Raw genomic sequence first — 20,135 nt, 5'->3', positions numbered from 1 at the left:
CTGCATACTCCGTCCATCCCCGCCAGTTACGCGGTCCCGACGCAGGGCCGGGTGGGGAGACCGTGGGAGAGGGGCGCTTCTCCAGTGGGGTTGGAAACTCGGCAGCCGGACCTGCAAGAATGGTACCGCCTGAACCGGACCCTGCACAAAAGGGGATCGTGACGGGCGGCCTTTGGCCCACTCTATTCGTTTCGGAAGGTCCAATGGCCGCCCGTTACCGTATAACCGCGACGCCTCAGGGCCGGGCGGTGTTTTCGGCTGTCCAAGGCACAGCTTGTCATTGACCAGTATTGCACAGAGGAACCCGTAGCGACCTCTGGGACACGAGCCTGGTGCGGGCGGCGGGAATCGAACCCGCAAGGCCAAAGCCGAGGGATTTTAAGTCCCTTGTGTCTACCAATTCCACCACGCCCGCTTGGCTCGGCGGCCTGTGTTTGTCACAAGGCGAAGGGCATGACAATTGGTGCCGTTGATTCTGAAAGCAGGTGTTGCATGATCGAACGTATCGATAGCGGGATCGTGGCCGGAAGCTCGCCGGTGAATGACGCCATCAAGGCGGGCAACCAGCTCTGGCTGGTGGCGATTGCCGAGGACCCGGTGAGTGGCGAGATCGTCGCCGGCGGCATCGAGGCGCAGACGCGGCGGACGATTGAGAATTTGCAGATGGCGGTGAATGCCGCCGGTGGCACGCTGGCCAATATCGTGCAGGTGCAGGTGTTTTTGATCGATAGCGCCGACGCCAAGGGCATGAACGCGATCTATGCCGAATATTTCAAGCAGCCCTATCCGGTGCGGGCGACCGTCGTGGTCAAGGAATTGCTGGCCAAGGGATTGCGCGTGGAAATGCTGGCGACGGCGGTGGTAGGGTAAGATGCTGCTCAAGCGGGAACTGCTCGAAGAGATCAAGGCTGGCAAGGTCGACCTGATTTTCCGGCGTTGGAGCAAGCCGACGGTGAAAGCCGGCGGCACGCTCAAGACCAAGGTGGGGCTGCTCTCGATCAAGGCGATCGATGACATGTCGCCAGACGATGTGAGCGAGGCCGAGGCCCGGCGCGCCGGCTTCAAGGACGTCGCCGATTTCCGCAAGTGGCTCGACACGATGAAGCCGGGACATTTGTTCCAGCGCATCGAAGTCGGGTATCTGGGCGAGGTTTAGGCCCTCAAAGGCCCAGTTTCAGGACCTCATAGCCGCGTTGCATCACCGCATTGTTCTGGCTGGCAAAGCGTTTGGCGGTGTCGGCCAGGCTTTCGCCTTCGACTTCGATGGTGACCACGGCGACGAAGAAGGATGCGACGGTTTCGACCGCCAAGCTGGGCTGGGTGTCGGCCGTGCTGGGCTGGGCGAGGAGCCGGTCGGTGATGATGGTGCCGGCCTGCTCGGCCTGTTCTGCGGTGCCGAAGGGCAGGGCGATGCGGACTGCGGCGCCGCCACCATCCTGCGTCAGGGCGATGATGGCGTGGGGGAAGACCGGCAGGGCTGCACTGGCAGGTTGCTTGGTTTTGGCCGAATCCGGGTTGAGCAGGACCTGGGCCGGGTCGCCGACATCAAGGAAGCCGACGGCGTTCCAGCCGATAGCGGTGTCGAGCCAGCTTTCACCGCTGGCCTGGCGCAGGCCCGCAATGGTGGCACGCCAGAGGGCGGTTGTGGGGCCTGGTTTTTCAAGATTGGCGAGCGCGGTGTTCAGTTCGGGCCAGCCGGCGCTGCGGAGCAGAAAATCCTCGCCCAATGCGAGACGCTGCGCCTTGCCCATGCCGCTGCCGAGCAGGTCATCGGCGCTGGCGAGATCGAGGGCGTAATCTTCGCCCTTGCTCATCACGGTCAGGCTCGCGACCTCGGAGCGGGTAAAGCCGCGGTTGGTCAAGGCCGCTTCGCTGGCGTCGAGAAAGCCGGGCTTGCCGAATAGTACGGTCAGCTGGCTCGGCGGCTGGCCGGTACTCAGCATGCCGCTGACCTGCGTGAAATCGATGCCGGTGCTGGCATCGACGCCCGTGCCATCGATCAGGGCGTTGAGCAGGACATAGTCGTCGGTGCCATAGAGAGCGGGGTTATCGAGGGTGAACCCACCCAGTGGCGCGACATAGGTGAAGACCAGCGGATTTTGCGGATCGTCGGAAAACAGCGGGGCAAAACGGTCGAGCTGATCGAAGGCGATCGCGGCTGGCGACGTGGCGGCGATGGCCAGGGCGGCCAAAGTGGCGAGAATCTTGTTCATGGCGTCAGAATAACGGGGAGCCGAAAAACCGGCGAGCCTAAAATGGCGTTGGCGCGGTGAACACCATGAACTCGCCAGTTGTGGGGTGGGTAAAGCCCAGTTCGGCGGCGTGCAGTTGCAGGCGATCAGCGGCGGCAAACGTGGCGGAATCGCCATAAAATGCATCGCCCAGAATCACATGACCGATGGCCTTCATGTGAACCCGCAACTGATGGGTGCGGCCGGTAAGGGGGTGCAGGCGCACCCGGGTGACGTCGGCCTCGCGCTCCATCACGCTCCATTCGGTCTGCGAAGGACGGCCGCTTTCGTAATCGACGCGCTGGCGGGGCTTGTTGTCCCAATCGGTGGCGAGGGGAAGATCGACCAGCCCCGAATCCTGTTCGATCAGCCCGGCGACACGGGCGACATAGCTCTTGGTGGTCTTGCGATGTTCGAACTGGCTGCCGATGCGGCCATGGGCGCGCTTGTTGAGCGCCATGACCAGAACGCCGGAGGTGTCCTTGTCGAGGCGATGCACGATGCCGGCCGTGGGCCAGGTCTGGCGGGCGCGATATTCGACGCAATCCCACAGCGACGGGTCCTTGCCCGGCACGGTGAGCAGGCCACTCTGCTTGTCCAGCACCAGGATATCGTCGTCCTGATGCAGCACGTTGAGATAGGGATCGAGCGGGGGAAAATAGTCGAGCAATGTGGGCATGGGACCGGGCATGGCGCGGTCCTAGCATTGCGCATGCCAGTTGAACAACTCTTCGCGCCGATTTGGCCCGCAAACGGGGACGTGACGGAACGCTCGGCCCCCTTATCCCGTTGTATCAAGACAACGAGTGGAGGAGCACGTAATGCAGAAGGAACACGTCAAAGGCGCCGGCAAGCAGGCCAAGGGCCACGTCAAGGATGCCGTCGGCCGCATGACCGGCAATGAACGGATGCAGGCCGAGGGCAAGATGGACAAGGCTGAAGGCAAAGCCCAGCAGAAAATGGGTGATGCCAAGGACCGTGTGCGAGATACGCTCAAGCACTGACGCTTGCCAATCGCCCGACGAGACCGCCCCCAGGGGCGGTCTTTTTATGCGGTCAATCGAACCTGTAATGCAGGCGGGCGCAACTGGTGTGCAGCGCCTGGGCCGAAATCAGCTTGGGGCTGGCGCGCAGGCCGGTGGGCGGAAACAGCGGAATGCCGCCGCCAATGATTTCGGAGATGATGTAGATTTCGATCTCGTCGAGAGCCCCTTGCTCCATAAAGGTCATCTGCAGCTTGCCGCCGCCCAGCATCCACACATCGCCATCATCGAGCGCACGCAATTCAGCGATCAGCGCGGGGATATCGGAGCGCGTTTCGAGCGGACCCTTGGGATTGTCGATCGGGCGGGAGGTGACCACGATCACCCGTTTGCCGGCGTACTCCCAGTCGCCGGGATAGCGCGCGATCCAGTCATAGGTGGCGCGGCCCATGACCACGGTGCGAATGCGGGCGATGAAATTGCGATAGTCGAATTCGCCCAGGTTGAGATCGGGTTGCTGGGTGAGCCAATCGAGGTTTTCATCCGCGGTGGCGATGAAGCCATCGAGACTGGATGCGATGTAACCGACGATTTTCGCCATTTGCCTGCTCCTGTTGCGTGGTGGAAGCGCTGTTTGGGAAAGTGTCGTGACAGGATATGTCAGTAGGGTGCGCGGCCATGGTCTTTGCCTCTGGCAAGCGGCGAGTTCGGGTCTTAGGATTGCGCTATGGAAACCGCGATTTTCAACACGGCTTTGGGCGAATTCGGCATTGGCTGGACCGATGCCGGGCTGGCACGGTTGCAATTGCCGGGTTTGGATCAGGACGGGCTGGAGCAACGGATCAATCGCGGTGGCGCGCGGCCGGGCGAGCCGAACCGAGAAATCGCGGCGCTGATCAATAGCATCGAGGATTATGCCGAGGGGGCCGCGGTGGATTTCAGCGCCGTGCCGCTCGATCTAGGAGGCGTGCCGGAATTTCATCGTCGGGCTTATGCGCTGCTGCTGGGGATAGGCTGGGGCGAGACGACGACCTATGGGGCGCTGGCGCGGCAATTGGGCGATGTAACCCTGTCGCGGGCAGTGGGGGCAGCGATGGGTGCAAACCCCATTCCGCTGGTTATTCCGTGCCATCGAGTGCTGGCCAGCGACGGCAAGCCGGGCGGCTTTTCAGCGCCGGGGGGAGCCGAATCCAAGCTCAGGATGTTGTCGCTGGAGGGTGTCGCCGTTGGCGCGCCGGCCGGGCAGATGACGTTTGGGTTTTAGGCAGGGTTATGGGTCAGGAAATAGAGCGCAAGTTTCTCGTCGCCAACGAGGGATGGCGGGCGGGAACCACCGGCAGTTCGCTGCTGCGGCAGGGCTATTTGTCATCCAATGCCAAGGCGACCGTGCGGGTGCGCAGCAAGGACGATGAACAGGGCGTGCTGACACTCAAGGGCAAGACCGAAGGCATTTCGCGGAGCGAATACGAATATGAGATCCCAATCGAGGACGCGCGGGAACTGCTGGCGATGGCGGAGCCGCTGGTGCTCGAAAAGCGGCGCTATATCGTGCCGTTTGGTGGGCTGATCTGGGAGGTTGATGTTTTCGAGGGGCGGCATGCCGGGCTGGTGATCGCCGAGGTCGAGCTGGACAGCGAAGACCAGGCGGTGGAATTGCCGGACTGGGTGGGAGTCGAAGTCAGTGCCGACGAGCGGTATTTCAACGCCAGCCTGGCGCGGAGCGATGGCGTGCCGAAATAACGCATTGGGCGGATGACGCCGGACGCGGATCGGGATAGGTCAGGTCGTAATCCCCAAGCCGCAGGTTCGCCACTTGTCCGTCACCAAATCCAATCCCGCTGCGGCTCTGTGGCTCGCGACCTTCGGTCTGGTTGCCATGGCGGCGATGTCTGCCTGCATTCATGAAGCGGCCAAAGTCGCACCGGTCGGACAATTGGTGTTCTGGCGCAGCTTCGTCGCACTGCTGCCCATTGTCGGCTACATGGCGATACGCGGGCAGATCGGGCCGTCGCTGCGCACCAGATATCCCCATAAGCATCTGATCCGCGGTCTGCTGGGTTGCGTGGTCATGGTGCTGTCGTTCATTTCGCTGGCCTATCTGTCGGTCGGGGTAGCGACGGCGTTGACCTATCTGGCGCCGATCTTTTCGATTTTGGCGGCGATGGTGTTTCTGCGCGAGCGGCCGACCGCGACGGTGTTCGTGGGGGTGGCGCTGGGCTTCGCCGGCATCATGCTGATGCTGTTTCCGGCGCTGGTCGGGGCGGAACTGCGCGATGGCACGTTGATCGGGATTGCCGCGGCGATCGGCATGGCAGCGGCCAACGCGCTGTCGCGGGTGCAGGTCAAGGACCTGACGCGAACCGATCCACCGGCCAGTATTGCGCTGTCCTTCGCGGTGATCTGCAGCATTGCCGGGTTGGCATCGAGCCTGTGGGGCTGGGCCGAGCTGGACGCGGGCGCATTTTCGCTGCTGGTCGCCGCCGGGGTGCTCGGCGGCATGGGGCATGTGCTGATGATGGAGGCGACCGCCCGGGCGCCGGTATCGGTGCTCGCCGCCTATGAATATACGGGGATCATCTGGGCATTTCTGTTCGACATCGCGCTGCTGGGCGTTGGCCTCGATGCCTGGGTCGTGGCCGGGGCGATTGTAGTGGTGGGCGCTGCCGCGCTGGTGGCCTATGGGCAGGGTCGGTTTGTCGCCAAACCCGTGGCGGCTGAGTAAAACGAGCTATTGCCAGCGCTTGAAGCTCTTGAGGTGGTCGAGTGATTTGAGCACCGTCTGGGTGATCTTTTCGACACTGTCGGTCACCGGCACGGGCAGCACGTTTTCGCTGGCCGGGTCGGGTACTTCGAGGGTGGCGAACTGGCTGTCGAGCAGGCTGGTCGGCATATATTCGTGCTTGCGACGGGCCATGCGCTCGGCGATGACTTCTTTGGTGCCGTCGAGATAGACAAACAGGATCGGCTCGCCCGCCTGTTCGACGAGGAAATCGCGATAGGTTTGGCGCAGCGCCGAGCAGGCGCCGGCTGCCGCGCCTTTTAGATTTGCTGCCTCGTGCAGGGCCTTGGCCAGCTTTTCGAGCCAGGGCCAGCGATCTTCGTCGGTCAGGGGAATGCCGGCGCGCATTTTCTCGACATTGGCTTCGGGGTGGTAGCCATCGCCATCCAGGAATGGCACATGCAGCCGCCGGGCAATGGACTGGCCGATGGTGGATTTGCCGGACGAGCTGACGCCCATGACGATGACGATGCGGGCAGGGGTGAGGGACATGAACGCTCCTGGTCAGACGGTGGCAGTGAAGGCGCCATCGACATAAAGGATATGTCCGTTGACGAAGCGCGCGGCCTCCGAGGCGAGGAACACGGCGGCCCCGCCGAGCTCTTCGGGCTGGCCCCAGCGGCCCATGGGCGTGCGGCTTTCGATCCAGGCGTTGAACTTGTCGTCCTTGAGCAGGGCGTCATTCATCTCGGTGGCGAAATAGCCCGGTGCGATGGCGTTGACGTTAAGGCCATGCTTTGCCCAATCCACCGCCATGCCGCGGGTGAGGTTGGCCACGGCAGCCTTGGTTGCCGCATAGGGGGCGATGGAGGGGCGGGACAGTTCGGACAGCAGCGAGCAGATATTGATGATCTTGCCGGCGCCGCGAGCGATCATGTGGCGGGCGACGGGCTGGCTGACATTGAACACCGAGGTCAGGTTGGTGGCGATGACCTGGTCGAATTTTTCGGGCGGAAAGGCTTCAAGGCTCGAGCGAAATTGCATGCCGGCATTGTTGACCAGAATGTCGATTGGCCCGATTTCGTCCTCGATATGGCTGATGGCGTCGTTCACGCTGTCGCGGCTGGTCACGTCGAAGGCGACCGCCTTGACACTGGCGCCGGTGGCCGCCAGATCCTGCGCGGCAGCCCCCAGCGCGACATTGTCGCGGGCATTGAGCACGATCGCCGCGCCGGCCTGGACCAATGCCTTGGCCATAGCCAGACCGAGGCCGCGGCTCGATCCGGTGACGAGGGCGCGTTTGCCGGTGAGGTCGAACGGGGATGGTGTGTGCAAGGCAGCCTCCATAGATGGCCGGAACCTAGGGTGGGCAGCCCCAGCGCGCAATAGCATCTTCCATACAAGCGTGTTGAATAGCCGTTTTTTGCGCGATTACGGCTTCCGTATCGGCCCAGTTTGTGGTCAGTTCCCGGCCGCGCGGCATGCGCTGCGTGCATGGATTGCACAAGACGATCTCGGAAGGACAGACATATGTCGACAGCGGATATCGGCCTGATCGGGCTGGCGGTTATGGGCTCCAATCTGGCGCTGAACATCGCCGAAAAAGGCTACACGATCGCTGTCCATAACCGTTCGCCCGGGCGCATTGACGAATTCGTCGCCGAAGCCAAGGCCGAGGGCCTGGATGGCAAGACCGTTCCCAAATATGACCTGGCCGAATTCGTGCAGGCCGTGAAGGCGCCGCGCTCCATCATCATCATGGTCAAGGCCGGCAAGCCGGTGGACGAGATGATCGAGCAACTGCTGCCACTGCTGGACAAGGGCGACGCGATCATCGAGTGCGGCAATTCGCTGTTCACCGATACGCAGCGCCGGTTTGATTACTTGACGCCCAAGGGCATCGGCTATCTCGGCGTCGGCGTTTCCGGCGGTGAAGAAGGTGCGCGCCACGGTCCCTCCATCATGGTGGGCGGCTCCAAGGAGCAGTGGCACAATGCCGAGGCGGTGCTGACTGCCATCGCGGCCAAGTTCAATGGCGAAAGCTGCTGTGCGTATCTCGGCGAAGGTGGCGCGGGCCATTTCGTCAAGACCATCCACAATGGCATCGAATATGGCGACATGCAGATGATCGCCGAAGTCTATGGCGTGATGCGCGACGGGCTGGGCATGAGCCCGGGCGAATGCGCTGACGTGTTCAAGGAATGGAACAAGGGCCCGCTCAATTCCTATCTGATCGAAATCACCGGCCATGTGCTGGCTGCTGTCGATGGCGAAACCGGCAAGCCGCTGGTTGACCTGATCCTCGACAAGGCGGGCCAGAAGGGCACCGGCGTCTGGTCGGCAATTGCGGCTCAGCAGATGGGCGTCCCGGCTACGGCCATTGAAGGCGCCGTTGCGGCCCGCTCGATTTCCTCGCGCAAGGAAGAGCGCGTGGCGGCCGAGGCGATTTATGGCAAGCGCGCTGCCGGCAAGGCCGACGTGACGCTGGCGGACCTGGAAAAGGCGCTGCTGGCGGGCAAGATCGTGTCCTATGCGCAGGGCTTTGCGGTAATCGCCAAGGCTTCGGAAGAAAACGGCTGGAACCTGCCGCTCGCGACCATCGCCAAGATCTGGCGCGCCGGCTGCATCATCCGCTCGCGCTTCCTCGACCAGATGTCGGCTGCCTATGAAAAGGGCGGCAATGTGAACCTGCTGGTGGTGCCCGACTTCGTCACCCTGATGAAGGACGCGCATCCGAGCCTACGCAAGGTCGTGGCGGCAGCAGCTGTCGGGGAATTCCCGATGATCTGCCTCTCGGCGGCGCTGAGCTATTTCGACAGCTATCGGCAAGCCCAGGGCACGGCCAACCTGATCCAGGGACAGCGCGACTTCTTCGGTGCGCATGGCTTTGAGATTGTTGGTCGTGGGGCCGATCTGCACGGCACCTGGCCGAGCACGCTGGGCAAGTAAGCTTAGACCAGCGGCACCCAGCCGCTCTCGGTCTTTTCCAGCATTGGTGAATTGAGTGGCGCGACAATCCTGTCGCGCCATTTTTGCATTGGGGCGTGCCACTTATTGCCTTGCAGCATGGCGGCGCCGATAGCGACGGGCTCAATGCCGGCTTTGGTGAGCAGGCGTATGACGGCGGCCATCGAGGTGCCCGAGCTGATGACATCATCGATCACCGCGACGCGCTTGCCCTCGAGCAGCGGCAACATGCGAGGGTCGATGAACAGGGTTTTGGAGTGATTGGGGCTAGTGATCGAGCTCATCGGTTCAGAGAGCGTGTCATCGTACCAGAACTTGCGCGAGGTCCCGAGCGGCACGATGCGGGTGTGGCCGAGGCGGCGGGCGACATTGGGGGCGAGGTGCAGGCCCAGGGTGGGGACGCCGATGATGACGTCCGGCGCGAAGGGACGCAGCAGATCAGCGAGGCCATCGGCGAGGGCGTCGGCGACGGTGAAGCTGGCCTGGTTGATGATCAGCGAGGCGACCGCGCGCGTGCCGTCGCCGGGCAGGATGCGGATGGGCAGCAGGACTTGGCGTCCGTCCGGCAGCGTGGCCGGGTAGGCTTCGGCAAAGCTGCCCGTGGAGGCGGCGTGCGGGGGCAGGATATCCTGCCAGAACTGGTGCGGCAGCAGTGACAAAAGCGAGGTTTTCCTTGCTGGCGGGAGGGGATTGGCCGAAAAGTCACCTATCCCAATTTGACGAGCTTGTCCCGTGACTCTTCCTGACGGCAATGACCCTTTCGACCTCGACGCCATGATTGCGCTGCGGCGCGATCTGCATGCCCATCCCGAACTGGGCTTTGAGGAAGTACGCACCAGCGCCATTGTCGCCGAGCAGCTGGAGCAGGCGGGTATTGCGGTGCATCGCGGGCTGGGCAAGACCGGTGTGGTGGGTACGCTCAAGGTGGGGAACGGGACGAGGCGGATTGCGCTGCGGGCGGATATGGATGCGCTGGCCATGCCTGAGCTGGCCGAGCGGGAATATGGCTCGACCGTGCCCAATACGATGCATGCCTGCGGGCATGATGGGCACACGGTGATGCTGCTGGCGGCGGCGAGGCATCTGGCGCGGACGCGGAATTTTTCCGGGACCGTGCATTTCGTGTTCCAGCCGGCCGAGGAAGGGCGCGGCGGGGCCAAGGCTATGATCGACGAGGGATTTTTCGAGCTGTTCCCGGTGGATGCTGCCTATGGGCTGCACAATATGCCGGGGCTGGCGACGGACGAAATGGCGGTGGTGGCGGGGCCGCAGCTGGCGTCGTCGGATAGCTGGGAAGTGCTGTTCCGAGGCATTGGCACCCACGGCGCCAAGCCGCATCTGGGGCGCGATGCGGTGACGGCGGCGGGGCAGTTTTTGATGGCGCTGCATACCATCGTGGCGCGCCGGGTCGATCCATTGCAACCGGCGGTGGTGAGTGCCTGTGCGGTGAGCGCGGGGGATTTCAAGGCGCTCAATGTCATTCCCGACGAAATGCGGATCGGGGGCACGGCGCGGGCCTATTCGGCTGCGGTGCGGGACCAGCTGGAAGACGAAATCGGCTGGTTGGCCCGGGGCGTGGCGGCGACGTTCGGGATCGAGGCGGAGTATGAGTTTTTGCGCCGCATCCCGCCGGTGGTGAATGATGCCGATGCAACGCGGCGGGCGCTGGCGGCGGCGCAGGCTGCGACGGGTAGAACCGTCGTTACCGATTTCCCGCCGTCGACAGCGGGCGATGACTTTGCGTTTTTCGGATCGGCCGTGCCGGGGGCCTATGTGTGGCTGGGCAATGGACCGGCCGTGGACGGGGCGCTGCACCACAATTCGCGCTATGATTTCAATGACGATGCGATCGCGACGGGCGCGCGGTATTGGACGGCGCTGGTGGAGCAGGAATTGCGCTAGGCGCGCTGCAGGCCCGTTGCGAGCAAAGCCAGCGCGCCCTCGGCATTGACGCGCATGGCGACTTTTACGGGCGGGACTCCGGCGCGGGCGGACTTGAGCGCCCCGGCGTCGCCATCGTCACCAAGATCGACAGCAAGATGGCGTTCTTCGACGCCGAACAGACTGGGGTCGAGCGCCAGCAGCATGACGCAGGGATCGTGCAGGGGGCGGCTTTGCCGGCCGTCGCCAAAGTATAGCGCAATGACATCGGCGGCGATGGTGCCGGCTGTCGTGCCGCGCAGGCTATTCATCCAGGTGGCGTCGGCGCGCACTTTGCGGGTGACGTCGAGCGGCACCAGAGTCAGGTCGAGGCCAGCGCGGAACACAATATCGGCGGCCTCTGGATCGGTGGCGAAGTTGAATTCGGAGCGGGCGCCGATATTGCCCGGCTCGTCCACAGCGCCGCCCATGGCGATAACCTGCCCGATCCGCGCTGCCGCAGCGGGATGGCTGGTGATGAGCTGGGCAATATTGGTCAGCGGGCCGAGCGCCAGAATGTCGATGGTGCCGCTGGGCTCGGCCAGGAGCCGATCGGCCATCCACGAGACAGCGTCGTGCAGGGGCTGGGCCGCCGGCTCGGGCAGCACGAGGCCCTGCACGCCATCGGCGCCATGAACCGCCACGACATCGATACCCCAGCGCCGCAACGGCTTGGCGGCGCCGATGATGACCGGGATATCGCTGCGGCCCATGGCGGCCAGCAGCCTTCCGGCATTGCGGGTGGTGTTGTCGATGCCGATATTGCCGGCCACGGTTGTCAGCCCCAGCACGTCGAACCGCCCGCAATTCAGCGCGTGCAGGATTGCGACGGCGTCGTCGAGTCCGGGATCGGTATCGATGATGACGCGGCGATTAGTCATAAAGCGGCTGCAATACCATTTCGGGGACCTTGACCAAGCCTTTATCCGTAATGCGAATTTCGGGGATGACCGAAAGCGGGATGAGGTTAAAGCCCATATAAGGAATGGTGCAGCCGGCGGCCTCCCAAGCGGTTTTGAGCGTGCGGTTTTCGGCGGCGACCTCATGGACGCGTTTGTCCGAGATCAGGCCAGCGACGGGCAGGCCGACAAAGGCTGTGACCTTGCCATTCTGCACCACGACGATGCCGCCCTTGGCGGCGTCGATGGTGTCGAGGGCCAGTTGCATGTCGGCGTCATTGGTGCCGGCGAGCAGGATATTGTGGCTGTCGTGGCCAACGCTGGAGCCGACGGCGCCATTCTTGAGGCCGAAATCCTGCAGCAGGCCATGGGCGATACCGCCCTTGGATTTGCCGTGACGCTCGATGACCGTGACGAAGCTGAGATTGTGCTTGTCGAGAATACTGGCCCAATCATTCGCCGGCTCGATGGCGACCTTGCGGTGGGGCAGGACGATGCCGGGCAGTTCGATGCCGATGGCATTGGCGGTGACCGGGGCGGTCGGCAGCTCGGGGGTGAGCTTGAGGCCCTTGGGCAGGTGGACGGTATTGTAGGCTGCCTCGGGGTAGCGGTAGCGCTGGTTGAGGGTTTCCTCCAGCACGGGCATGACCTTGCGCTGGTCGACGACCAATTCGCCGCCATACCAGGTGCTGACCGGCTTCATGTCATCGCCCAACAGCACCAGATCGGCGCGGCGACCGCCGCCGAGGCCGCCGATTTCGTCACCCAGACCAAAGCGTGTAGCCCCATGCAGCGAACCCATGGCCCAGGCCTGTTCGGGCTTCATGCCGAGGCGAATGGCTTCGCGGACGACCCAATCGAGGCCGAAAGTCAGCAGGTCATCGGCGTCCCGATCATCGGTGCAGACAGCGAAGCGCTTGTGGCTGGCGCCTTGCTCGGTGATGGGCTTGATGGCTTCGACGATGGAATTCCAGGGCGTGGCCGGATTGCCGCCGCGCAGGAAGACCCAGATGCCGGCATCGATGAAATCGTTAGCAATATCGCGGTCGATGGCCTCATGCGTGTCGGTGACGCCGGAGGCAGCATAGGGTGCAACGAAATCGCGGCCATAGATATGACCGGAAACCGGGCGGTTACGCTTGAGCGATTCCGCGATGATGGCATGGCTGCGCGGATCGCCCATGGCGACGGGGACGAAATCCATCTTTTCGCCCAGCGCCATGGCTTCAGGCCATTTGTCGAACAGGGCACCGATCTTGTCGGGGGTGAGGTCGCCGCCGGCGGTTTCGAGCTCCGGGGAGGTGGCGGGAACGGTGGACGGGACCGTCAGGAAAATCGAGAGCGGGGCGAGACGCGCATCTTCGAGCATGGCTTCAACGCCCGCCACGTCCATGACATTGCCGATCTCGTGGCTGTCGCAGAAAATGGTGGTGGTGCCGTTGAGCAGCGCTGCTTCCGCATAGGCGCAGGCGGTGACCATCGAGCTTTCGATGTGGATGTGGGGATCGACCAGGCCCGGCGCGATAATGCCGCCCTTGGCGTCGTAGACAGCTTTGGGCGTGGGGGCCTTTTTATAGGTGCCGGCCGGGTGGATGGCGGCGATGCGGCCGCCGACCAGCCAGATTTCCTTATCATTGGCGATGCGCTCGGAATAGGTCGAGAGCACACGGGCGCCGGTGATGACCAGATCGGCGGGGGCGGCGCCGCGCGCGACAGCGGCGAGGGCCTGGGTCTGTTGCCAGAGCGGGGCGACAGAAAAGCGGGTGAGGGCCAAGTGGTCTACTCCTTGAAGGCGTGAAGGATGCGCACCCAGGAGCGGATGCCTTTATGAAAGCTCGACAGGTCGTATTTCTCGTTGGGCGAGTGGATGCGGTTGTCGAAGCGGGCAAAGCCGATCAGCATGGAATCCATGCCGAGGCGCTTCTTGAATTCGCCCAGAATGGGGATGGAGCCGCCGGTGCCGGCCAGGGCGGTTTCGCGGTTCCATTCGGCGGTAAGGGCGGCGCGGGCCTTGGTGAGCAGGGGGCCATCGAGATCCATGATCTGGGCGGGCGCGGCGGCATAGGCCTTGAAGGTGACGCTGCAATCAGCCGGTAGCAGATCGGTTACGAATTGGCGGAACAGGGCGCGGATACGGTCGGGGTCTTGGCCCGCCACGAGGCGGAAGCTGAGCTTGGCGCTGGCCTGGGCAGGGATGACGGTTTTGAAGCCATCGCCGGTATAGCCGCTCCACACGCCGTTGATTTCACAGGTGGGGCGGGCCCAGACCTGTTCGAGTACTGAGCGGCCGGTTTCGCCGGCGGGGACGGACAGGCCGACATCGGCGAGGAATTTTTCGGCGTCGAAGGGCAGGCGGTTCCATTGGTCGATGATGGCGGCGGGAACCTCCTGCACGCCATCGTAGAAGCCGGGGATGGCGACGGCGCCATCATCGCTGCGCAGCTTGCCGATAATGCTGCCAATGAGCTGGGCGGCGTTGCGGGCGGCACTGCCGAACATGCCGGAATGCAGGTCCCGGTCGCCAGCCGTGATGGTGAATTCCTCGCTGACAAAGCCGCGCCACATGGTGGTGATGGCGGGGGTATCGTGGTCCCACATGTCGGTGTCGCAGACCAGGATCGTATCGGCCCGCAGGTCCTCGGCATTGGCCTCGAGAAACGGTCCGAGCGAGGGGCTGCCGGCTTCTTCCTCGCCTTCAAACAGCATGGAAATACGGATCGGTAGCGTGCCGGTTACTGCTTTATAGGCGCGACAGGCTTCGATGAAGGTCAGCAATTGGCCTTTATCGTCGGAGGCGCCGCGGCCCAGGATGAAGGTTTCGCCATCCGGTTGCGGGGCGAGGGAGGGCTCGAAGGGCGGTGTGGTCCAGAGGGCGAGTGGATCGACCGGCTGGACATCATAATGCCCGTAGAACAGGACATGGGGGCCAGCGATTTTGGGGCCGTGGCCGACGACCATGGGATGGCCCGCCGTATCGCGGACCGAGGCGTCAAAGCCCATGCCGCCCAATTCGCCTGCGAGCCATTCGGCGGCGCGGCGGCAATCGTCCTTGTAATGGGGTTCGGTGGAGACCGAGGGGATGCGGATCAACTCGAAGAGCCGAGCCAGACTATCATCGAGATTGGCATCGACGGCGTCGAGAATGTCGGTGAGTTCGCTCATCGGGCAGCCTCGTCGATGCGGGTCATTTCGGCCTTGAACTGGGTGGCGATCTGCAGGGCGTCGCGCAGGGTCTTGTGGGGATCGAGCGTCTCTACCTGCCGGTTGCGCATCAGCCAGCGGCCGGCGACCATGGTGTCGGTGACGTCGCTTGGGATGGCGGCGAAAACCAGCATGGAATAGGCGTCGTAGATCGGATGCAGGCGCGGAGCGGCGAGACTGATGCGGATCAGGTCGGCCTGTTTGCCGGTTTCGAGCGAGCCGGTTTTGAGATTGAGGCTGAGGGCGCGGGCGCCTTCGATGGTGGCCATGCGGACGACGTCGAGGGCGGGCAGAGGCTTGCGGGAGCCGCCGAGCAGTTTGGCGAACATGGAGACGGGGGCGAACTGGCTGAATAGGTCCAGCGTGTTGCCGCTCATGGCGCCGTCGCTGCCGATGCCGGTGGGAATGCCGGCATTGCGCAGCTTTTCGACCGGGGCGATGCCGCGACCGGCCTTGCCATTGGAGCGCGGATTGGTGACGGCGCAGACCTGGGCTTCGGACATCATGGTGATGTCGGCATCATCCAGTTGCAGGCAATGGGCGCAGATCAGGTTTGGTTTGAGCAGGCCGGCATCGCGGGTGACGGCGACGGTGGATTGATTGTGAGTGTCGCGTGCCCAGGCGACTTCGAGCGTGCTTTCGGCCAGATGCATTTGCACGGGCACGTCGGGGTGGTCGGCGGACCAGCGGGCGACGCGCTCCATGACCTTGAGGCCCGTGGAATAGGGGGCGTGGGGGGCGATGGAAGGGGTGACGAGCTTGTGGCCGGCGAATTCGTCGACCAATTCCTCGACGCGGGCAAAGCCGTGATCGAAGTCCTTGTGGTCGGGCGGGTCGAAATCGGCCAGCGTCTGGCCGACAATGGCGCGCAGGCCCGATTGGGCGGCGACGCGGCCGACTTCGGTTTCGAAATAATACATGTCGGCGACGGTGGTAACGCCGCCCTGGATCATTTCGAGCGCCGAGAGGGCCGAGCCGGTGCGGACCATTTCGGAGGTGACGAATTTGCGCTCGAGCGGGAGGATGTAGCGATAGAGGCGGTCGTCGACGTCTTCGCCCAGGCCCCGGAAGACCGACATGCCCATGTGGCAATGGGCGTTGACCATGCCGGGCATGACGATATCGCCGTGGCAGTCGATAATTTCGGCGTCTTCCACGTTGGGCGGAGTGCCGGAGCCGAGGGCGGTAATGGCGTCGCCGTCGATCTGCAGCCAGCCGGCGCGGTGCTCGGTGAGGGCGTCGTCGAGGGTGAGCAACCAGGCATTGGTCAGGATGGTGGTCACGATACCATCACGCCGCCGGTTCCGGGGCCAGGATCGTGCATTGCTCCGCGACCGGCACCAGTTTGGCCGCGGCGCCGGTTTCCAGCGGGCGGGTCAGGGGACCGTTGGCGACGAGGGGGCCGGCTGGGGTTTCGCATTGATATTGGTAGGCGCGGCCGAGATAGGTGCGCAGGCCGAGCGTGGTCGGGATGCCTTCGGTGCCGGCGGTGTCGGTGACGGCAAGGCCGTCGGCGCGGCAGGCGAGGATGAAGCTGTCAGGGATCGCGCCGAAATCGTCCTGGCTCAGGGTGAGCTTGGCGCCGCCGGTCATTTGGGCGGTGACAGTGGCGCCGTCGCGGGCGGTGACACTCATGGGGATGAGGTTTTCGAAGCCGACGAAGCGGGCGACGAAGGCATTAGCGGGCCGCTGGTAGAGCACTTCGGGGGTGTCGAGCTGCATGACGCGGCCGGCATGCATGATGGCGACGCGGTCCGAGATCGAGAAGGCTTCTTCCTGATCGTGGGTGACATAGACCGAAGTGGTGCCATTGGCCTGCTGCAGCTTGCGGATTTCCACCCGCATGTCGACGCGCAGCTTGGCGTCGAGATTGGACAGGGGCTCATCGAACATCAGCAGCGGCGGCTCGATGACGAGGGCCCGGGCGAGGGCGACGCGCTGCTTCTGGCCGCCGGACAGGGCACCGGGTAGGCGTTCCGCCAGATGGGCGAGGCCCACGCGTTCGAGCATGGCGGTGACGCGCTTGGTCTTGGCATCGCCGGAAATGCCGCGTTGCTTCAAACCAAAAGCCACGTTTTCAGCAACCGAGAGGTGCGGGAACAGGGCATAGTTCTGGAACACGAGGCCAATATTGCGCTGGTGAGCGGGGAGGCGCGTGAGGTCTTTGCCGCCCAGCTCGATCTTGCCGGACGTGGGTTCGAGGAAACCGGCGACGAGGCGCAGGGTCGTGGTCTTGCCGCAGCCGGAGGCGCCGAGCAGGGAGACGAGTTCGCCTTCGGCAATTTCCAGCGACAGGTCTTCGAGGACTTTGGTGGAGCCGTAATGCGCCGTGATGTTTTGAATCGAGAGGTTTTGGGTCACAGCTGGCTCACTTGGCAAGGAAGGTCAGGCCCAGGGTGCGCTCGACAATGGCCATGACGGCCACGGTGAGCGCCATGAGCAGCACCGAGACCGACGCGACGGTCGGATCGAAGAACTGCTCCATATGGGCGAGAATCTGGATGGGGAGGGTGGAGATGCCGGGGCCCGTCAGGAAGATCGAGATCGACACGTCGTTGATCGAGGTGATGAACGACAGGATGAAGGCCGCGATGACGCCGGAGCGCACATTGGGCAAAAGGATGGTGAAAAAGGTTTTGAGCGGGGGCGAACCGAGGCTAATCGCGGCTTCCTCGATGGAGAAATCGAAGCTGGCGAGCGAAGCGCTGATGACGCGGACCACATAGGGCAGCACGAGCAGGGAATGGCCGACGACCAAAGAGAGGTAGATCGGCGCGTTGAACTGCACGGCGACGTTTTTGAGCAGGGAGAAGCCCAGCACCAATTCGGGCACCAGAATGGGCAGCACGAAGAGCGTCGAGAGCCAGCCGGGGAGCTGGACGCGGTAGCGGTTGAGTGCGTAGGCCGCCGGGATGCCGATCAGCAGCGCGATGAAGGTCGAGAGAAACGCGATCTGCAGGCTGGTGATGATCGTGCGGCGGAAGGCCGAAATGGCAAAGATATTCTCGAACCAGCGCAGGGAGAGGCCCTGCGGCGGGAAGGTGAGATAGGTCGTGTCGCTGAGGGCGGCGCCGACCACGATGATCAGCGGGCCAATGAGGAACACGAAGACCAGGGCGGTGAAGGCGATCAGGGCCGGGTGGAGTTTTGTGGTCATCAGACGGCCATGGGGTTGAGGCGCTTGGCCACGCGGGTCATCAGCAGCACGATGGCTATGGTGATGACGACCATGATGGCGGCGATGGTGGAGGCCGAGACCCAATCGAAGGTGACCATGGCCTGCTGATACATCAGCGTGCCCATGACCATCTGGCTTTCCCCACCGAGGAGTTGGGGCGTGGCATAAGCGGTGAAGCTGCCGGTGAAGACCAGCACGGCGCCCACGATGAGGCCGGGAACGGCAAGCGGCAGGATGACCTGGGTGAAGGTGGCCATGGGCTTGGCGCCCAGCGAGGCGGAAGCCTGGATCAGGTCATCGGGAATGGATTCGAGCACGCCAACCAGGGTGAGCACCATGAGCGGCACGAAGAGATAGACCATGGCGACGATGACAGCGCCTTGCGTATAGAGCATGGTCATCGGTTCGGCGATGATGCCGGAGCCGACCAGTGCACTGTTCAGAATGCCATTTTTGCCCAGGATGATCATCCAGGCGAAGGAGCGGACGACGACGCCGGTCAGCAGCGGGAAGACCGCGGCGATGATGAGGATGGATTTGAGCCAGCCGGGCGAGCGCGACACGACATAGGCGGTGATGAAGCCGATAAACAGCGCGATCACGGTGGTGATCAGCGAGACCTGGATGGTGCGCCACAGAACGGTGCGCCGGAAGCCGCTGCCGAAGAAGCCGATATAGGGCGCAAGCGGGCCCGCCGGGGTGAGGAAGGTGGTGATGATGGTCGCGACGACCGGCAACACCAGGAAGATGACGACGGCGAGCGTCGCGGGGGAGGCAAGGCTCCATCCGGCGAAGCGTTTCATGGGCATTCAGCTTTCAGCTCAAGCGCGGGGCTTAGAAATACCACTCTGCGTCCCTGCTGGGACCTGTACTCTTGTATAAGAACAGAGGTTCCCGCCTGCGCGAGAATGGCATTGTGGTTTGGATAGTGCGTTTGCGGTCAATAGCGTCGGCGCGGGACCAAGGGAAGGTCCCGCGCCTTCACATTACATGCCGAACAGTTCGTTCCAGCGGTCGATCCAGCCGCTCTTGGCGGCGTTGAGCTTGGTGTAGTCGACGCGCTGCAGGCCGGCGATCACGTCGGCGCCGTACGTCCACAGGGCCGCCTGTTCGGGCTCGAGCTTGACGGCGGTGTTGACCGGAGCATCGACGCCCTGTTCAGCCAGCTGCTGCTGGATTTCGGGGCTGAGAATGAAGTTGATGAACTGGTAGGCCAGTTCGGGCTCGGCAGCACCGGTCGGGATATTGACGGTGTTGAGAGTGGCGATCGAGCCTTCCGACAGGTCTGCCCAGACGGTGGTCGGGACGGCGGCCTGAATCTGGGCCAGAGTGAAGTCCTGCGCGATGGCGGCGGAGATTTCGCCGGTCGAGAACAGGTTGATCATTTCCGAGCCGGTATTGTAGTTCTTGACCACATTGGGCTTGAGTTCTTCGAGGCCCTTGAAGGCGCCATCGGCATCCGCATAGGCATCGACGCCGGCATGATCGCCGGCCTTGAGCACGACCATCGGGCCGGCCGTGGTGGTGATGCCGGGCAGCGAGAGCGAAGCGGCGAGATCAGCGCGCCACAGATCGTTCCACGAGGTGATCGGGGTGGTGACCTTAGCAGAGTCATAGACTACGCCGACGCGGCCGATGGAGTAGGCCGGGCCGTAACCGCCTTGCGGGTCCTTGGCGAGGTCGTAGAGACCGGCCAGGTTCGGGAGCTTGGCGGGATCGATCTTCTGGAACAGGCCGGCTTCGATACCCTGCTGGCTATAGCTGTCCGAGAAATAGGCGACGTCGACGCCGGCGCCATTGCGGATCTGAATCTTGTTCAGGCGCTCGCCATTATTGCCGGTCTCGAACACGATCTCGCAGTCGCACTGCGCGCGGAACGGCGCCAGGATAATGGATTCGAGCTTGTCGCCGTTAAAACCCCACCAGGAAATGGTCAGGGTTTTGGACTGGGCCATGGCCGGAGCGGCCGAGAGCAGGGCCGTCGCGGAGATCGCCAGCGCCAGGGCTTTGACGAGGGTATTCTGCATTCTTGAGTGT

At 63.5% G+C, this 20,135-nt stretch carries 22 protein-coding genes and 1 tRNA gene; 8 read left to right on the top strand and 15 right to left on the bottom strand.

Features of this window, described 5'->3' with window-relative positions:
* Positions 1–330: 330 nt before the first annotated feature.
* Positions 331–415, bottom strand: a tRNA-Leu gene (locus ACI3KW_RS07445).
* Between the two features lie 77 nt (positions 416–492).
* On the opposite strand from ACI3KW_RS07445, the gene ACI3KW_RS07440 reads away from it, so the two are divergent.
* Positions 493–870, top strand: a complete 378-nt coding sequence (locus ACI3KW_RS07440; RefSeq protein ID WP_404847539.1) for a RidA family protein — start codon at positions 493–495, stop codon at positions 868–870.
* A gap of 1 nt (position 871) precedes the next feature.
* Entirely contained in the window at positions 872–1,156 is a 285-nt protein-coding gene (locus tag ACI3KW_RS07435) for a hypothetical protein (protein ID WP_262167105.1), read from the top strand.
* Between the two features lie 4 nt (positions 1,157–1,160).
* Here the strand turns inward: ACI3KW_RS07435 and ACI3KW_RS07430 are convergent, their stop codons facing one another.
* Positions 1,161–2,213 carry a hypothetical protein gene (locus ACI3KW_RS07430; RefSeq protein ID WP_404847538.1) on the bottom strand — a complete coding sequence of 351 codons (1,053 nt, stop codon included), beginning with the start codon at positions 2,211–2,213 and terminating at the stop codon, positions 1,161–1,163.
* Positions 2,214–2,250: 37 nt separating this feature from the next.
* Complete coding sequence (locus tag ACI3KW_RS07425) at positions 2,251–2,922, bottom strand: RluA family pseudouridine synthase (RefSeq protein WP_404847537.1); 672 nt, start codon at positions 2,920–2,922, stop codon at positions 2,251–2,253.
* Between the two features lie 130 nt (positions 2,923–3,052).
* Between ACI3KW_RS07425 and ACI3KW_RS07420 the strand changes: the two genes are divergently transcribed.
* Positions 3,053–3,235 carry a CsbD family protein gene (locus ACI3KW_RS07420; protein ID WP_404847536.1) on the top strand — a complete coding sequence of 61 codons (183 nt, stop codon included), beginning with the start codon at positions 3,053–3,055 and terminating at the stop codon, positions 3,233–3,235.
* Positions 3,236–3,287: 52 nt separating this feature from the next.
* Here the strand turns inward: ACI3KW_RS07420 and ACI3KW_RS07415 are convergent, their stop codons facing one another.
* Positions 3,288–3,815 (bottom strand): dihydrofolate reductase family protein, encoded by a 528-nt coding sequence (locus tag ACI3KW_RS07415; RefSeq protein ID WP_113122968.1) that lies wholly within the window; start codon positions 3,813–3,815, stop codon positions 3,288–3,290.
* Between the two features lie 126 nt (positions 3,816–3,941).
* On the opposite strand from ACI3KW_RS07415, the gene ACI3KW_RS07410 reads away from it, so the two are divergent.
* The 3 genes from ACI3KW_RS07410 to ACI3KW_RS07400 all read left to right on the top strand — a co-directional run bounded on the left by ACI3KW_RS07410 (position 3,942) and on the right by ACI3KW_RS07400 (position 5,936).
* Positions 3,942–4,478: a methylated-DNA--[protein]-cysteine S-methyltransferase gene (locus ACI3KW_RS07410; RefSeq protein WP_404847535.1), complete on the top strand. Its 537-nt coding sequence runs from the start codon at positions 3,942–3,944 to the stop codon at positions 4,476–4,478.
* An 8-nt stretch (positions 4,479–4,486) separates the two neighbouring features.
* Positions 4,487–4,954: a CYTH domain-containing protein gene (locus tag ACI3KW_RS07405; protein ID WP_404847534.1), complete on the top strand. Its 468-nt coding sequence runs from the start codon at positions 4,487–4,489 to the stop codon at positions 4,952–4,954.
* Positions 4,955–5,027: 73 nt separating this feature from the next.
* Positions 5,028–5,936: a DMT family transporter gene (locus tag ACI3KW_RS07400; RefSeq protein WP_404847533.1), complete on the top strand. Its 909-nt coding sequence runs from the start codon at positions 5,028–5,030 to the stop codon at positions 5,934–5,936.
* Positions 5,937–5,942: 6 nt separating this feature from the next.
* Here the strand turns inward: ACI3KW_RS07400 and ACI3KW_RS07395 are convergent, their stop codons facing one another.
* Entirely contained in the window at positions 5,943–6,485 is a 543-nt protein-coding gene (locus ACI3KW_RS07395) for a gluconokinase (RefSeq protein WP_404847532.1), read from the bottom strand.
* A gap of 12 nt (positions 6,486–6,497) precedes the next feature.
* Positions 6,498–7,280, bottom strand: a complete 783-nt coding sequence (locus tag ACI3KW_RS07390; protein ID WP_404847531.1) for an SDR family oxidoreductase — start codon at positions 7,278–7,280, stop codon at positions 6,498–6,500.
* A 183-nt stretch (positions 7,281–7,463) separates the two neighbouring features.
* On the opposite strand from ACI3KW_RS07390, the gene gndA reads away from it, so the two are divergent.
* The gene (gene gndA / locus ACI3KW_RS07385; protein ID WP_404847530.1) at positions 7,464–8,882 is read left to right on the top strand and encodes an NADP-dependent phosphogluconate dehydrogenase; all 1,419 of its coding nucleotides are present in this window, start codon (positions 7,464–7,466) and stop codon (positions 8,880–8,882) included.
* A gap of 2 nt (positions 8,883–8,884) precedes the next feature.
* Here the strand turns inward: gndA and ACI3KW_RS07380 are convergent, their stop codons facing one another.
* Positions 8,885–9,559, bottom strand: coding sequence for a phosphoribosyltransferase (locus ACI3KW_RS07380; protein WP_404847529.1), 675 nt, complete (start codon positions 9,557–9,559; stop codon positions 8,885–8,887).
* A gap of 115 nt (positions 9,560–9,674) precedes the next feature.
* Between ACI3KW_RS07380 and ACI3KW_RS07375 the strand changes: the two genes are divergently transcribed.
* Positions 9,675–10,802 carry a M20 aminoacylase family protein gene (locus tag ACI3KW_RS07375; RefSeq protein WP_404847547.1) on the top strand — a complete coding sequence of 376 codons (1,128 nt, stop codon included), beginning with the start codon at positions 9,675–9,677 and terminating at the stop codon, positions 10,800–10,802.
* On the opposite strand, the gene ACI3KW_RS07370 is transcribed toward ACI3KW_RS07375, so the two are convergent.
* From ACI3KW_RS07370 to ACI3KW_RS07335, 8 genes are all read right to left on the bottom strand, one after another.
* A complete protein-coding gene (locus ACI3KW_RS07370) occupies positions 10,799–11,701 on the bottom strand; it encodes a nucleoside hydrolase (protein WP_404847528.1) in 903 nt (300 codons plus the stop codon). The genes ACI3KW_RS07375 and ACI3KW_RS07370 overlap by 4 nt on opposite strands.
* On the bottom strand, positions 11,694–13,493 hold the full coding sequence (locus tag ACI3KW_RS07365) for an adenine deaminase C-terminal domain-containing protein (RefSeq protein ID WP_404847527.1): 1,800 nt from the start codon (positions 13,491–13,493) through the stop codon (positions 11,694–11,696). The genes ACI3KW_RS07370 and ACI3KW_RS07365 overlap by 8 nt, the downstream gene beginning before the upstream one ends.
* Positions 13,494–13,498: 5 nt before the next feature.
* On the bottom strand, positions 13,499–14,881 hold the full coding sequence (locus ACI3KW_RS07360; protein WP_404847526.1) for a M20/M25/M40 family metallo-hydrolase: 1,383 nt from the start codon (positions 14,879–14,881) through the stop codon (positions 13,499–13,501).
* Positions 14,878–16,203, bottom strand: coding sequence for an amidohydrolase family protein (locus tag ACI3KW_RS07355; protein ID WP_404847525.1), 1,326 nt, complete (start codon positions 16,201–16,203; stop codon positions 14,878–14,880). Before ACI3KW_RS07355 ends, ACI3KW_RS07360 begins: the two co-directional genes overlap by 4 nt.
* Before the next feature lie 7 nt (positions 16,204–16,210).
* Positions 16,211–17,281 carry an ABC transporter ATP-binding protein gene (locus ACI3KW_RS07350; RefSeq protein ID WP_404847524.1) on the bottom strand — a complete coding sequence of 357 codons (1,071 nt, stop codon included), beginning with the start codon at positions 17,279–17,281 and terminating at the stop codon, positions 16,211–16,213.
* Between the two features lie 7 nt (positions 17,282–17,288).
* The gene (locus ACI3KW_RS07345) at positions 17,289–18,077 is read right to left on the bottom strand and encodes an ABC transporter permease subunit (protein WP_390888780.1); all 789 of its coding nucleotides are present in this window, start codon (positions 18,075–18,077) and stop codon (positions 17,289–17,291) included.
* Positions 18,077–18,901, bottom strand: coding sequence for an ABC transporter permease (locus ACI3KW_RS07340; RefSeq protein ID WP_262167136.1), 825 nt, complete (start codon positions 18,899–18,901; stop codon positions 18,077–18,079). Before ACI3KW_RS07340 ends, ACI3KW_RS07345 begins: the two co-directional genes overlap by 1 nt.
* Before the next feature lie 183 nt (positions 18,902–19,084).
* Positions 19,085–20,125: a PotD/PotF family extracellular solute-binding protein gene (locus ACI3KW_RS07335; RefSeq protein WP_262167138.1), complete on the bottom strand. Its 1,041-nt coding sequence runs from the start codon at positions 20,123–20,125 to the stop codon at positions 19,085–19,087.
* Positions 20,126–20,135 lie beyond the last annotated feature (10 nt).

Origin of the sequence: Devosia sp. ZW T5_3, assembly GCF_044987315.1 — a bacterium.
Lineage (GTDB): Bacteria > Pseudomonadota > Alphaproteobacteria > Rhizobiales > Devosiaceae > Devosia.
The sequence above is the reverse complement of the archived record's forward strand: the minus strand, read 5'-3'. Positions and strand labels throughout refer to the sequence as shown.